Origin of the sequence: Mesorhizobium sp. CO1-1-8 (genome assembly GCF_020164875.1) — a bacterium.
Lineage (GTDB): Bacteria > Pseudomonadota > Alphaproteobacteria > Rhizobiales > Rhizobiaceae > Mesorhizobium.
Genome location: NZ_JAIUGZ010000030.1, coordinates 1 through 13,114 on the forward strand (window position 1 = coordinate 1; position 13,114 = coordinate 13,114).

14 protein-coding genes are annotated in these 13,114 nt (G+C 63.5%); 4 read left to right on the plus strand and 10 right to left on the minus strand.

The window, feature by feature from the left end; genetic code table 11:
• Positions 1 to 128: 128 nt before the first annotated feature.
• Positions 129 to 920: an NAD(P)H-dependent oxidoreductase gene (locus tag LB558_RS32330; RefSeq protein ID WP_224701395.1), complete on the plus strand. Its 792-nt coding sequence runs from the start codon at positions 129 to 131 to the stop codon at positions 918 to 920.
• Between the two features lie 30 nt (positions 921 to 950).
• Here LB558_RS32330 and LB558_RS32335 read toward each other — a convergent pair whose 3' ends face one another.
• Complete coding sequence (locus tag LB558_RS32335) at positions 951 to 2,384, minus strand: LysM peptidoglycan-binding domain-containing protein (RefSeq protein ID WP_224701397.1); 1,434 nt, start codon at positions 2,382 to 2,384, stop codon at positions 951 to 953.
• Positions 2,385 to 2,544: 160 nt separating this feature from the next.
• Between LB558_RS32335 and LB558_RS32340 the strand changes: the two genes are divergently transcribed.
• Positions 2,545 to 3,156 (plus strand): TIGR00730 family Rossman fold protein, encoded by a 612-nt coding sequence (locus LB558_RS32340; RefSeq protein ID WP_224701399.1) that lies wholly within the window; start codon positions 2,545 to 2,547, stop codon positions 3,154 to 3,156.
• Positions 3,157 to 3,212: 56 nt separating this feature from the next.
• On the opposite strand, the gene LB558_RS32345 is transcribed toward LB558_RS32340, so the two are convergent.
• On the minus strand, positions 3,213 to 4,106 hold the full coding sequence (locus tag LB558_RS32345; protein WP_224701401.1) for a LysR substrate-binding domain-containing protein: 894 nt from the start codon (positions 4,104 to 4,106) through the stop codon (positions 3,213 to 3,215).
• A gap of 110 nt (positions 4,107 to 4,216) precedes the next feature.
• Between LB558_RS32345 and LB558_RS32350 the strand changes: the two genes are divergently transcribed.
• On the plus strand, positions 4,217 to 4,507 hold the full coding sequence (locus tag LB558_RS32350) for a muconolactone Delta-isomerase family protein (RefSeq protein ID WP_224701403.1): 291 nt from the start codon (positions 4,217 to 4,219) through the stop codon (positions 4,505 to 4,507).
• A gap of 176 nt (positions 4,508 to 4,683) precedes the next feature.
• The gene (locus tag LB558_RS32355; RefSeq protein WP_224701405.1) at positions 4,684 to 5,682 is read left to right on the plus strand and encodes a transporter; all 999 of its coding nucleotides are present in this window, start codon (positions 4,684 to 4,686) and stop codon (positions 5,680 to 5,682) included.
• 16 nt (positions 5,683 to 5,698) lie between these two features.
• On the opposite strand, the gene LB558_RS32360 is transcribed toward LB558_RS32355, so the two are convergent.
• The 8 genes from LB558_RS32360 to cysS all read right to left on the minus strand — a co-directional run bounded on the left by LB558_RS32360 (position 5,699) and on the right by cysS (position 12,952).
• Positions 5,699 to 6,385, minus strand: a complete 687-nt coding sequence (locus LB558_RS32360; protein WP_224701407.1) for a glutathione S-transferase family protein — start codon at positions 6,383 to 6,385, stop codon at positions 5,699 to 5,701.
• 9 nt (positions 6,386 to 6,394) lie between these two features.
• On the minus strand, positions 6,395 to 7,321 hold the full coding sequence (gene rarD, locus LB558_RS32365; protein WP_224701409.1) for an EamA family transporter RarD: 927 nt from the start codon (positions 7,319 to 7,321) through the stop codon (positions 6,395 to 6,397).
• A gap of 83 nt (positions 7,322 to 7,404) precedes the next feature.
• A complete protein-coding gene (gene cimA, locus LB558_RS32370) occupies positions 7,405 to 9,021 on the minus strand; it encodes a citramalate synthase (protein WP_224701411.1) in 1,617 nt (538 codons plus the stop codon).
• A 187-nt stretch (positions 9,022 to 9,208) separates the two neighbouring features.
• A complete protein-coding gene (gene pip / locus LB558_RS32375) occupies positions 9,209 to 10,168 on the minus strand; it encodes a prolyl aminopeptidase (protein WP_224701413.1) in 960 nt (319 codons plus the stop codon).
• Positions 10,165 to 10,659 (minus strand): GFA family protein, encoded by a 495-nt coding sequence (locus LB558_RS32380; RefSeq protein ID WP_412033511.1) that lies wholly within the window; start codon positions 10,657 to 10,659, stop codon positions 10,165 to 10,167. Before LB558_RS32380 ends, pip begins: the two co-directional genes overlap by 4 nt.
• Positions 10,635 to 11,126, minus strand: coding sequence for a GFA family protein (locus tag LB558_RS32385; RefSeq protein WP_224701417.1), 492 nt, complete (start codon positions 11,124 to 11,126; stop codon positions 10,635 to 10,637). Before LB558_RS32385 ends, LB558_RS32380 begins: the two co-directional genes overlap by 25 nt.
• A gap of 6 nt (positions 11,127 to 11,132) precedes the next feature.
• Positions 11,133 to 11,519, minus strand: a complete 387-nt coding sequence (locus LB558_RS32390; RefSeq protein ID WP_224701419.1) for a VOC family protein — start codon at positions 11,517 to 11,519, stop codon at positions 11,133 to 11,135.
• Complete coding sequence (gene cysS / locus LB558_RS32395) at positions 11,516 to 12,952, minus strand: cysteine--tRNA ligase (protein WP_224701422.1); 1,437 nt, start codon at positions 12,950 to 12,952, stop codon at positions 11,516 to 11,518. Before cysS ends, LB558_RS32390 begins: the two co-directional genes overlap by 4 nt.
• Positions 12,953 to 13,114: the final 162 nt, after the last annotated feature.

The window sequence follows — 13,114 nt, forward strand, 5'->3', positions numbered from 1 at the left end:
TCAGTACGAATCGTTCCATCCAAAGCTTGAATCACAATCCAAGTTCAGGCGGAATCCTGAATCTCAACAAGCCTTAGATCGATATTGCCTAGCTAAGGGACCAGTTCTTCAGCCCTCGGAGCTTCCGCATGAAAATCCTACTTGTCTTCGCTCATCCAGAATCGCGCTCGCTCAACGGCGCGCTCCGCGATGTCGCCATCGGAGAACTCGAGGCACAAGGCCACGAAGTGCGGGTGACGGACCTTTACGCCCAGGACTGGGAATCATCGGTTGATCGGGCCGACTTTCCGGTTCTAGCGCCGGACGCGCGGCTGATGCCTGCCGCAGCGTCAAAAAAGTCTTTCGAGGCCGACGCGTTGACAGAGGACGTCAAGGCCGAGATCGCAAAGCTGCTATGGGCGGATGCCCTGATTCTCCAGTTTCCGCTCTGGTGGTTTGCCATGCCGGCGATCCTCAAGGGCTGGGTCGACAGGGTCTTCGCCTACGGCTTCGCTTACGGTGTGGGTGAGCATAGCGACAAACGATGGGGCGACCGCTACGGCGAAGGAACCTTGATGGGCAAGCGCGCAATGCTGATCGTGACCGCCGGCGGCTGGGAGGAGCACTATGCCCCTCGTGGCGTCAACGGACCAATTGATGATCTGCTGTTCCCGATCAACCACGGAATCCTCTACTACCCGGGCTACGACGTCCTTCCGCCATTCGTCGTCTACAGCGTCGATCGCTTCGGTGAAGCCGACTTCGAACCCACTGCCGAGCGCCTGCGCGAGAGGATGAGGACGCTCGCGACCACGCAACCCATTCCCTATCGCCGCCAAAATGGCGGCGATTATTTGATTCCGAGCATGAACCTACGCCCCGACCTGGGCGATCCGAACATGATCGGATTCAAACTTCATCTGAGCGGTTCAACAAGCTAGCCGACGTCGACCCTTGGATGGCCTTGGACTCTAATTGGTCTTGGCCGGCGCTGTCGTTGCCTGCTCGCCCATCGCCTTGAGGTCGGCGGCTTCGCCTTCCTTCGACTTTTCCGGGACCTTGAACACCTGACCCGGCCAGATGCGGTCGGGATCACTGATCTGGTCCTGGTTGGCGAGGTAGATGGTCGAGAAGCGCATGCCATGGCCATAGACGCGCCGCGAGATCCGCCAAAGCGTGTCGTTGCGGCGGATGATGACGGCGCCGTCGGCATGTTCAAGCTTGGGCGCCACGGTCTCGGGCACATCGCTTGGCGGCGTTGCCGCCGCCACAACGGCCGGAGCTTCGGTGGCGGGAGCGGGCGTCGTGGCAGGTGCCGTCTCGGCAGGTGCGGCGGCGACGGCCGGCGCCTCGGCGGCAGGTGCGGCCGGCTTGGGCTGAACGGGCTTCGGCTCCGAGGGTGCCACTGCGGCGACCGCTTCGCCGGGCTCGCGCTCGAACGGTACGGCCGCGCGGGCCACAACTGTCACACCGTCGGCATCCAGGCCGTCGACATGGATTGTGTAGCTGCCGACCGGAATATCGCGCGTCGCCTCGACCAGGAAATGGCCATCCCTCGACGTTTGCGCATCACCGAGCAGGATGTCGTTGGCATAGGCGCGCACCTTGCGGCCGGCATCGGCGAGGCCGGCGACAAAGATCTTGCTGCCGTCGATCTCGACCGCCTCGACGACGATCTTGGGCTCGGTCACGCCTGCAGCGGGCGGCGTCGCCAGCGCTGCAGGAGCCGGTGCTGCGTCGACCGCGGCTAGCGCTGGGACGGCTGGTGCCGGAGCGGTTGCGGGCGCTTCGGCCGCGGGAGCAGCCGGCGCGGCGGCCGGAGCAGCCGGCTTTGTCTCGGGCGCGGGAACGGTCAGCAATTCGGCTGGCTTGCCCGGCTCCTCGACCATGGCCAGCACCTGGCCGGCCGCATCCTTGGGAACCGAAACGACGGCGGTCTGCACCGAGGGCGTTACGACATCGCCCGTGGTCGCGCGCAGCGCGATCGTATAATCGCCGGGCTTCAGGGGATCATCGAGGATGATAACGAAGGCACCATCGGGACCAGCGACCGTCGAGCCAAGCACCGTCGAGCCGTTGAGGATCTCGACCTTGGCGTTGGGCGCTGCATTGCCGGCAACGACAATCGAGCCATTGCTTTCGACGCGCACGACATCGAAGGACGGTGCGACCGGACCAGCCGCAGCCGGCGCTGCGGGAGCCGCAGGGACCTCCGCGGCGGGCAGCCGCGCTTCGGTGCCGGGATCGGCCGGTTTCGGCGCCGCCGGCGGCGTCAGAGCCGCCACGTTGGCCGGCGGCGTGGGATTGAGGTACGGGTCGAGTGCGCCCGATACATAGGCGGTTCCCGCGGCCGCAACGGTCCCACCCGCTGCGAACAGGAACGCCTTAAGTGGATTAATTGCCATATTTCCCTACCCCTTAGCCACCTAACGCCGGTCTAGCCTGTTTTGCCAATGCCGACAAGAAAAACGGGCCGACAAGAAAAACGGGCCGACAAGAAAAAGCCCGGGCTTGTTGACCCTTGGGACTTGACCGCGCTTTCAGACCCAATCACCAATCATCGGCATGAACACGATTCGATCCGTCTGCGTCTATTGCGGCTCGTCTCCGGGCCGCGATGAAACCTATATAAAGGCCGGACACCTGCTCGGGCGCTCGATTGCCAAAGCGGGGCTGCGGCTGGTCTATGGCGGCGGCACCAAAGGCATCATGGGCGCTGTCGCCGAAGGCGCGCTCAAGGCCGGCGGCAAAGTGACGGGCATCATTCCGCGCTTCCTGATCAACAAGGAGGCGAGCGAAACAGCGCTTGACCGGCTCGATGAACTCTTGATCACCGAGAACATGCACGAGCGCAAACACAAGATGTTCGAGAAATCCGACGCCTTTGTGGCGCTGCCGGGTGGCATCGGCACGGTCGAGGAGATCATCGAGATCATGACCTGGAGACAACTTGGCCATCATCGCAAACCGATCGTCTTCGGCAATGTCGGCGGATTCTGGGATCCGATGCTGGCGTTGCTCGATCACATGGCCGCCGAGGGCTTCATCCACACCGCACAGCGGGTCAAGCCGCTGGTCGTCGACGACCCCGAAGCGATCGTCGCCGCCATCATGGTGGCAGGGTCGTCCGTCGACGCCCCGACCGAGGGCGTGCAGTCGGTGATAGACAAAATGTAGGGGGTTAAGGGAATAGGGCAGTAAGGCAGTGTGTGAATTGCCTGGAGTGTCCTGCCCTACTGCCCTCTTCCCCCCGCAGCCTGCCGCAAATCGGCAATCACCGCGCGCCGGTCATGACGTCGCCAGGCGAGATGGAGTGCAACCGTGCGGTCGAACCACGGCAAGTCGCGAAACGCGATCCGCGGCGGTGCGGCGGCACGCAGGCTGGCTTGCACCGTCGCCAGGCCGAGACCCGCGCTGACCAGGCCGAGCGAGGTCAGCGGGTCCGCCGTCTCATAGGCGATGTCGGGCAAAAAGCCGGCTTTGGCGCAGGCGGCAAGGAACTGGCCGCGATTGGTGTCGTCCGGCTGGCGCACGACGGTGATCCAAGTGCGACCGTCAAGGTGGTGAGGCCCAATCTCTGGCACTTCAACAAGTGGATCATCTTCGGGGATCGCCAGCACCAACGGCTCATGCCGCAGCGCCATGGCGGCGACATCCGGATCGTCATCGGGTGGCGGCGAGTAGACAAAGCCCAGATCAAGCGACCGCTGCCGTAGCCCTTCCAACTGCGCCGCCGAACGCAGGCTTCTCAGCTGCAGGTGGAAATCCGGCCGGTCGCGACGGAACTGGCGCAGCATCCCGGCGACAAGCCCGGCATGGACGGCCCCTTCGACATAGCCGATGGCGAGCCGGCCGACGGCGCCGCTGGCCAGGTTGCGGCCGAACTCCTCCAAACGTCGCGCATTGGACAGCAGCGCACGGGCCTCGGTGAGGAAGGCGCGGCCCTCGGCGTTGAGATGGACCCGCTGCTTCGACCTTTCAAAGAGGGAAACACCCAACTGCTCCTCAAGCTGGATGATCTGTCGGCTGAGTGGCGACTGGGAAATATGCAGCATTTCGGCTGCGCGCCCGACATTTCCGGTTTCGGCGACGGTGACGAAATAGCGGAGCTGGCGCAGGTCGAACATTTTTCCTCCAAAGCTCCAGTCCCTTCAGGTCTCAACTTTAGCCTAACCAGTCTTAGACAGTCTGACCAGCAGGAGCGATAGTTCGGGCCATCCAACCAAAGGAGATCGCCATGCAGTTCTTTGCCCTTCTCACCCGCAACACCGAAAAATTTGCCGATGCCGATTTCGCTCCGCTTCTGCCCGGCGAAGCCGAACAGCGGCGCACGCTCTACGCCGAAGGGGCGGTACGCCAGGTCTGGAACCGCGGCGACATCCCGGGCAGCGGCATGATGTTCGAGGCTGCTGATGATGCAGAGGTTCGCGGCCACCTCGCCACCTTGCCGTTGGTCAAGGCCGGCATGATGGCCATTGCCGCAATCGTGCCGCTCAAGCCCTACCCCGGCTTCGGCCCGAAGCACTGACAGGGCGCAATCCGGGGTGGCGAAGGCGTCACCACCGGATTGACGTGGGCCATCGACAGACTCTGATCTTCTGTCAAGAAACCGTCACACGGAATCAGGTTCGCTCGTGCTAGAAATCAAGGCCAGGCACCCGCCGTGCGGCGCCATCTTCGGAACATGCATCTGGCACCGCGCCCATGGATATCACTCTCGCCCCGGAAGGCACCGACCTGTCGCCCTACCTGCCCGACGAGCATGGACTGTTCTTCCTCTATCATTTCACCGCTGAGGGCGTGCGAACCAGGGACCCCGCTGCGGCGCACTGGACGTGGCGCAGCTACCAGCTTTCCGACATGCGGGCCCGCCACGAAATCGGCACCGATCAGGCTTTGCCGGCACCGGTGCGTGAAGCTTTCCTGTCCGCCAGCCATGGCTGCCACATCGACCTCGAGGACGACTGGCTCTATGGCGATCTGCCGGACCTACGCCATGACTATTCAGCGGAAGCGGGCGGGCTTGGCCATTTCCGCTTCGCGCTCAATGACACGATGCTGGTCGGCGCCCGCAAGCAACCGCTGCAGTCGGTCGACAACATCCGCAAGGCAATCGAGAATGGATCGCGCAAGTTCCGCTCGCCAGCCGAGTTGATCGAGGCTGTCGTCGGCCAGTCGTTCGATGGCATGGTGGCGGAACTTGCGGCACTCGGCGACAGTCTCGACGGCATCGAAGACCGTATCGTCTGCGACGCATGGCATAATGAACGGCAATCCCTCGTCGATGCGCGCCGGCATCTGGTGGTGATCCACAGGCAGATGGCGACGCTGACCAATCTGTTCCGTCATCTTGATCATTCGCACCGCAACGACCTGCCAGACAGCATCAACGACATGGCCGCGCGCCTTTCACACCGGGCGCAGACGCTTCACTATGACGGCGAGCAATTGCAGGCGCGCGCCCGGCTGTTGCAGGACGAGCTTATGGCAAAGCTGACGACGCAGTCGAACCGACTGCTGTACGTACTGTCGGTGATGACGGCGGTGCTGTTGCCGATGACCATCATCTCAGGCCTGTTCGGCATGAACGTTGGGGGCCTGCCGCTGGTCGACACGCCAATGGGCTTTTGGGTGGTGACGGCGGTGTCGATGGTGATCGCGGGCGCGACCTATCTCTTTGTCAGGCGGCTCGGACAGATGTAGCACCCGCCGGCGGCTTTCACGCCGTGGCGCGAAGATCCTCGATGATGGTGCCGGCGGCGGCGACTTCCGCTTCGTGATCGGGCTCGCGCCAGGTCTCGGCAACCCCAGCCGCATGCCATTCGCGCATCGCCGGCAGAGCAAGCAATTGCGCTGGATAGGCTGCAGCCGCACCCTCGAAGGAGAGCCCATAGGACTGTGCTCGGAACGCCACCGGGGCAAAGAAAGCGTCGACAGCGGTGAAATGAGCGCCGGCCAGAAACGGCCCGCCGAAACGGGCAAGGCCATCGTTCCAGAGGTCACCGAGGCGAAAGAGGTCTTGCTTCAGCGCATCGGACATCGGAAACGGCTTTACCCGCACGCCGCAACTCATCGGACAGGCGCTGCGCAATGCGGTGAAGCTCGAATGCATCTCGGCGGCGGCCGAGCGTGCCCAGGCGCGCGCCTTGGCTTCGACGGGCCACACGCCATGGTGGCGTTCGGCGAGATATTCGACGATGGCCAGCGAATCCCAGACCGCCCAGCCGTCGTCGATCAGGCACGGCACGCGGCCGCTCGGCGAGAACTGCCGGTAGAGTTCCCAACTCGATCCGGTCGGGAATGGCGTCAGCCGCTCTTCGAACGGGATGTTCAGCTCTCGCATCAACACCCAAGGCCGCAGCGACCATGAGGAATAATTCTTGTTGGCGATATGCAGCAGGTACATCCGAAATCCCTACCGTGCGGGCTGCGGCGCGGCCCTACGCGCTGTCGTCAACATCGACCAGGAATAGACCGCCAGGGCCGCCCAGATCAGCGCGAACGCAACCGCCTGGGTGGTGCCGAAAGGCTCGCCGAAGATCAGAACGGCGATCAGGAACACCATGGTCGGCGCGATATATTGCATGATGCCGATGGTGGAGAGGCGCAGCAGCTTGGCGCCGAAGGCGAACAGCAACAACGGCACCGATGTGACCGGACCGCAGCCGATCAGCAATGCCGTATCGGTGCCGCTGCTGGATACGATGTGGTCCTGTCCGGTCGCGATGAGATAGACGATGTAGCCGAGCGCCGGCACCGACAGCAAAAGCACTTCGAGCAAAAAGCCCTGGCTCGGGCCGATCGGCAGCGTCTTGCGAAAAAAGCCGTAGGCGGCGAAGGAAAACGCCAGCGCCAGCGACACCCAGGGCAGCTTGCCGCCCTCTATGGTCAGCACCGTGACCGCGACGGCCGCCAGCGCCACCGCCGCGATCTGCAGCCGGTCGAGCCGCTCGCCGAGCAGCAGCGCGCCAACGACGACGCTGACCAGCGGATTGATGTAGTAGCCGAGCGCTGTTTCGACGGTGCGGTCGACGGCGATCGCCCAGACATAGATGCCCCAGTTGACCGAAATCAGCGCCGCCGTCAGCGCGGCCATGGCGATGGTGCGGGGAGAGCGAAGCGCCGCCTTGAAATCCGCCGTACGGCCGGCCCAAACCAGAACGGCGGCGGCGATCGGCACCGACCAGACGATGCGATGGGCAATGACTTCGGCGAGCGGCAGATGAGCGACCGCCTTCATGTAGAAGGGCAGCAATCCCCATAGCAGATAGGCGCCGAGCGCCAGCAGAAAGCCCCGCCGGGCCTTGGAATCTGCATCCAGGGTAATTGCTTCAGTGGCCATGGGCCAACGCTATGGCCCAGTCACCTTGGCAAGACCATCGCAAAGTTCTGATGGATCAATGGACTTTCGCTGATGGTTCAACCCTATTCGGCGGCCACCAGCCCGGCCATCTCGCGGTTCTTCATCAGCTTGTAGACGATGGAATCCATCAGCGCCTGGAACGAGGCGTCGATGATGTTTTCGGAAACGCCGACCGTCCACCAGCGCGCGCCGGTGCCGTCATGCGATTCGATCAGAACGCGGGTGATCGCCTCGGTGCCGCCATTGAGGATACGCACCTTGAAGTCGGCCAGCTCCATGTCGGCGATCTCGCCCTGGAATTTGCCGAGGTCCTTGCGCAGCGCGATGTCGAGTGCGTTGACCGGGCCATGCCCCTCGGCCACCGACATCTTCTCCTCGCCGTCGACCACCACCTTGACGATCGCTTCGGAGACCGTCTTCAACTGGCCATTGGCATCGAAGCGGCGCTCGACCATGCAGCGGAACGAGGTGACGTTGAAGAATTCCGGCAGGCCGTGCAGCATCTTGCGCGCCAGGAGCTCGAAGCTGGCATCGGCGCCTTCATAGGCGTAGCCCTCGGCCTCGCGCTCCTTGACCACTGATATCAGCGCGTCGAGCCGGTGATCGTCCTTCGGCACTTCGATGCCGCGCCGCCTCAGCTCGGCGAGGAAATTGGCCTTGCCGCCCTGGTCCGAGACCATGACACGGCGGCGGTTGCCGACCGTTTCCGGGAGCACATGCTCATAGGTTGCCGGCTCCTTGGCCAGCGCGGAGGCATGGATGCCGGCCTTGGTGGCGAAGGCGGAAGCGCCGACATAGGGCGCCTGCGCCTCTGGCGCTCGGTTCAGGAGTTCGTCGAAGGCGCGCGACAGGCGCGAAATGCCGGTCAGTGCCTCAGTCGAAATGCCCGTCTCGAAACGATCGGCGAAGGCCGGCTTCAGCGCCAGCGTCGGCACGATCGAGATCAAATTGGCGTTGCCGCAGCGCTCGCCGATGCCGTTGAGCGTGCCCTGGATCTGGCGCACGCCGGCCTCGACAGCGGCGAGGGAATTCGCCACGGCCTGGCCGGTGTCGTCATGGGCATGGATGCCGAGATGATCGCCTGAAATACCTGATAAAACAACCTTCTCGACGACGGCGCGGACTTCCGACGGCTGCGTGCCGCCATTGGTGTCACACAGTACCACCCAGCGCGCGCCGGCATCATAGGCGGTCCTGGCACAGGCCAGCGCGTAGTCAGGATTGGCCTTGAAGCCATCGAAGAAATGCTCGCAGTCGACCAATGCCTCCTTGCCGGCGGCGATCGCCGCCTCGACGGAGGCCTTGATGGCGTCGAGGTTCTCCTCATTGGTGCAGCCGAGCGCGACACGCACATGGTAGTCCCAGCTCTTGGCGACGAAGCAGATGGCATCCGACTTCGACTGCACGAGTGACGCAAGCCCGGGATCGTTGGACGCCGACACCCCTGCCCGCTTGGTCATGCCGAAGGCAACGAATTTGGCGCGTGACGTGCGCTTCTCCTGGAAGAAGGCGGTGTCGGTCGGATTGGCGCCGGGATAGCCGCCTTCGACATAATCGAGACCAAAAGCGTCGAGCAGTTTTGCGATGGCGATCTTGTCCTCGACGGAAAAGTCGATGCCCGGCGTCTGCTGGCCATCGCGAAGGGTCGTGTCGAAGAGGTAGAGGCGCTGTTTTTTCATTGTCCTGTGGGCGCGCGAGCACCCCCCTCCGGCCTACCGGCCATCTCCCCCTCAAGAGGGGAGATCGGCAGCTCGAATGCTCCGCCATCCCATGCTGCGCCGAATATTTGCGAAAGCCGAAATGCAAGCCAATCTCCCCCGTTGAGGGGGAGATGTCCGGCAGGACAGAGGGGGGCGAATGGCACTGTCATTTCTTCCCCGCAAATCTATCGGTCGCCCGGATCAGCCGGTCGAGGATCCCCGGCTCCGAATACGCATGGCCGGCACCCTCGATCAGATGGAAATCCGCCTTCGGCCAGGCCTTGTGCAGCGCCCAGGCATAGCGCGCCGGGCACGGCATGTCGTAGCGGCCATGGACGATGGTGCCGGGAATGTCGCTCAGCCTGTGCGCGTCGCGCAGCAACTGCCCTTCCTCAAGCCAGCCGGCATGGACGAAATAGTGGTTCTCGATGCGGGCAAAGGCGACGGCATAGTCGTCCTGCCCAAACGGTCCGCTGGTCTCCGGTTCGGGCAACAGCGTGATCGTCTCGCCTTCCCACAGGCTCCAGGCGCGGGCCGCTTCGATCTGCGCCTTGCGATCCGTGCCGACCAGCCGCTTGCGGTAGGCGGCCATCATGTCGCCGCGCTCGGCCTCCGGGATTGGCGCCAGGAACCGCTCCCACTTGTCCGGAAACATCTCCGAGACGCCGAACTGATAGTACCATTCGAGTTCCGCACGCGTCAGCGTGTAGATGCCGCGCACCACCAGTTCGCTGACGCGTTCGGGATGCGTTTCGGCATAGGCGAGCGCAAGCGTGGAGCCCCAGGAGCCGCCGAACACCAGCCATTTGTCGAAGCCAGCCATCTCACGCAGCCGTTCGATGTCGGCGACCAGGTGCCATGTCGTGTTGGCCTCGAGCGAGGCGTTAGGCGTCGATTTTCCGCAGCCGCGCTGGTCGAACAGGATGACATCGTAAAGCTTCGGGTCGAACAGCCGCCGGTGTTTTGGCGAAATGGTGCCGCCCGGCCCGCCATGCAGGAACACGGCCGGCTTGGCGCCCTTGGTGCCGGAACGCTCCCAGTAGACCTGATGGCCGTCGCCGACATCGAGCATGCCGGCATCGAACGCCTCGATCTCCGGGTAAAGCGTACGCAACTGACTGCTCATAGTTGTAGACCTTTGGTCGGCCAGTCCGCTGTTTCATGGTCGGGGTGCTGGAAGGAGATGATCGCTTCCTGCCTGTTATAGTAGTCGGGATCCTGGTGGACGGGCTGATCGAAGATCGTCTCCACCCAAGGTAGCCGCGCGGCGTAGTTGACCTGGATCTGCGGGGCGAGATCGGAGCGGTCGTCGAAGGCGCCGATGGCGATCTCAAGCCCTCCGGGCTGCCGGTAGGTCAGCGGGGTCCCGCAGCGGGCGCAGAAACCACGAGCGATGTTGACCGACGACTGGAAATAGCTCGGCTCTTCATGGGTCCATTCGACGCCATCCCTGGGCACCGTGACCAGCGCCCCGAAGAACGAGCCGAACTGCTTCTGGCACATGCGGCAATGGCAGATCGACGGACGGCCGAGCGCCCCATGAATGCGGAAACGCACGGCGCCGCACTGGCAGCCACCGGTTCTTACTGTGGTCATGGCTTTTCCTTCGGCGGCCATTGTTCGGTGTCGTGGTCCGGGTGCTGGTAGGAGACGAGATCGGCCAGATAGGGGGCCGACGACATGTCGGCCATGGTCTCCTCGCCCGGCAATTGCGGGATTTTATCGACATAGGGCAGTTTTGCCTCGGTGCCCCACTGGATCAGCGGCACAATCTCCGCCGGATTGTCGAACGCACCGATGGCGAGGCCAACGCCGTCGGGGGCGGTGAAGGTCAATGGCGTGCCGCAATTGGCGCAGAAGCCGCGATCGACATGGTTGGAGGAGCGGAAGTATTTCGGCTCGCCACGCGTCCAGTCGAGCCTGGCGCCGCGCACCGACACCAGCGGCGCGTAAAACGCGCCGAACGCCTTCTGGCACATGCGGCAATGACAGATCGAGGCGTCACCAAGCGTGCCCTCGACGCGAAAGCGCACCGCGCCGCATTGGCAGCCGCCGGTGTAGATCGGCCGGTTGTCGAGGCTCATCGCTGTTCACTCCGGGGCATGGCAGACGGCCTCGACATTATTGCCGTCGGGATCGAAGACGAAGGCGGCGTAGTAGTCCGGGTGATAGTGCGGGCGCAGGCCCGGCCCGCCATTGTCCCTGCCGCCGGCGGCAAGTGCCGCGGCATAAAAGGCTTCGACCTCGGCGCGGCGGCGCGCGGTGAAGGCGACATGCTGGTGATCCCTGGGCTTGTCCTTGCCGGTGCTCAGCCAAAACACCGGCCGGTCACGGCCATAGCCACCGACCTTGGCGCCGCCGGTATATTCCAGCGGCACCATGTAAAGCAGCGCGGCACCCAGCGGCGCCATCGCCTTGTCGTAGAAAGCCTTCGAAGCGTCGAAATCGGCAACGGTGATGCCGAGATGGTCGATCATCTTTTTACCTCCCAGGTGGTGATGCGTTCGCCGGTGGCGGGGTCCTTGCCGTCCTTCAACTGTACACCTTGTGCCAGCAGGTCGTCGCGGATGCGGTCGGCCTCGGCCCAGTTCTTGGCGGCGATGAATGCGAGACGTTTGGCGATGGCCTTGGCGACGTGGTCTTCATCAACCTTCGCCGTCGCGACATCGAAGCCGAGGAACAGCAGCGACGCCTTCAGCGAAGCCGCCGCATCGTTGCCGTCCGCTGCCTCGCCGGCCAACTGGGTCAGGACCTGGAAGGCGGCATAGGTGGCGAGATCGTCGGACAAGGCATCGATGATCTCCACGGGCACCTGCCCTGCCGCCGCCGGCGCGAGGTCGGCCGCCCGCTTCCATTTGCGCAGCATGTTCTCGGCTTCTTCCAGCTTGCGCACGGAAAAGTCGATCGGCTCGCGATAGTGCGTCATCAGCATTGCCAGCCGCAGCACCTCGCCCGGCCATTTGCGGCCGCCAAAGGTCTCGGTCTCCAAGAGCTCGTTGATCGAATAGAAATTGCCGAGGCTCTTCGACATTTTCTGCCCTTCGACCTGCAGGAAGCCGTTGTGCATCCAGATGTTGGCCATCACGTCAGTGCCATGGGCGCAGCGCGACTGGGCGATCTCGTTTTCATGATGCGGGAAGATCAGGTCGAGGCCGCCGCCATGGATGTCGAAGACCTCGCCGAGAAAGGCGGCCGCCATTGCCGAGCATTCGATGTGCCAGCCCGGGCGGCCCCTGCCCCAGGGCGAATTCCAGCCCGGCTCCTCCGGCGACGACAGCTTCCAGAGGACAAAATCGCCGGGATTTTTCTTGTGCGCGTCGACAGCGACGCGAGCGCCCGCCTGCTGCTCGTCGAGATTGCGCTTCGACAACTGGCCGTAGTCTGGCATCGACGCGGTGTCGAACAGGACTTCACCTGCGGCAACATAGGCATGGCCGCGTTCGATCAGGCTTTGAATCAAGGTGATCATGTCGACCTTGCCGTCGGCGCGAGGCTCGACGAATTCGGTGGCGCGCGGTTCGACCGTCGGCTCTAGGCAGCCGAGAACCGCGACATCCCTGTGGAACTGATCGGCGGTCTTTTCGGTGACCCGCCTGATCGCCTCGTTGAGCGAAAGCGTGCCGGAAGCGATCTCGCCGCCGAAATCGCGCAAAGCGCGGGCGTTGATCTTGTCGTCGACGTCCGTGATGTTGCGCACATAGGTGACGTGCGTCTCGCCATACAGATGACGCAGCAAGCGGAACAGCACGTCGAACACGATCACCGGCCTGGCGTTGCCGATATGGGCAAAGTCGTAGACGGTCGGGCCGCAGACATACATGCGCACATTGACTGGATCGATCGGGACGAAATCCTCTTTCGTCCGCGTCAGCGTGTTGTAGAGGCGCAGGCCCTGCGATACGTCAGACATTCGTGCCTTCCCGGTTCAGAACTCAATCTGGATGGAGCCAGCCTGCGCGAGACGCAAGCCAAGCTCCAGCCTGCTGGCCGGGGCGTTTGTCCAATCTGGGGAAAGATGAGGCGAAAACGTCCGGACCAGCGCGAGGCTAGCCAATAATGCAAATGCCACAAA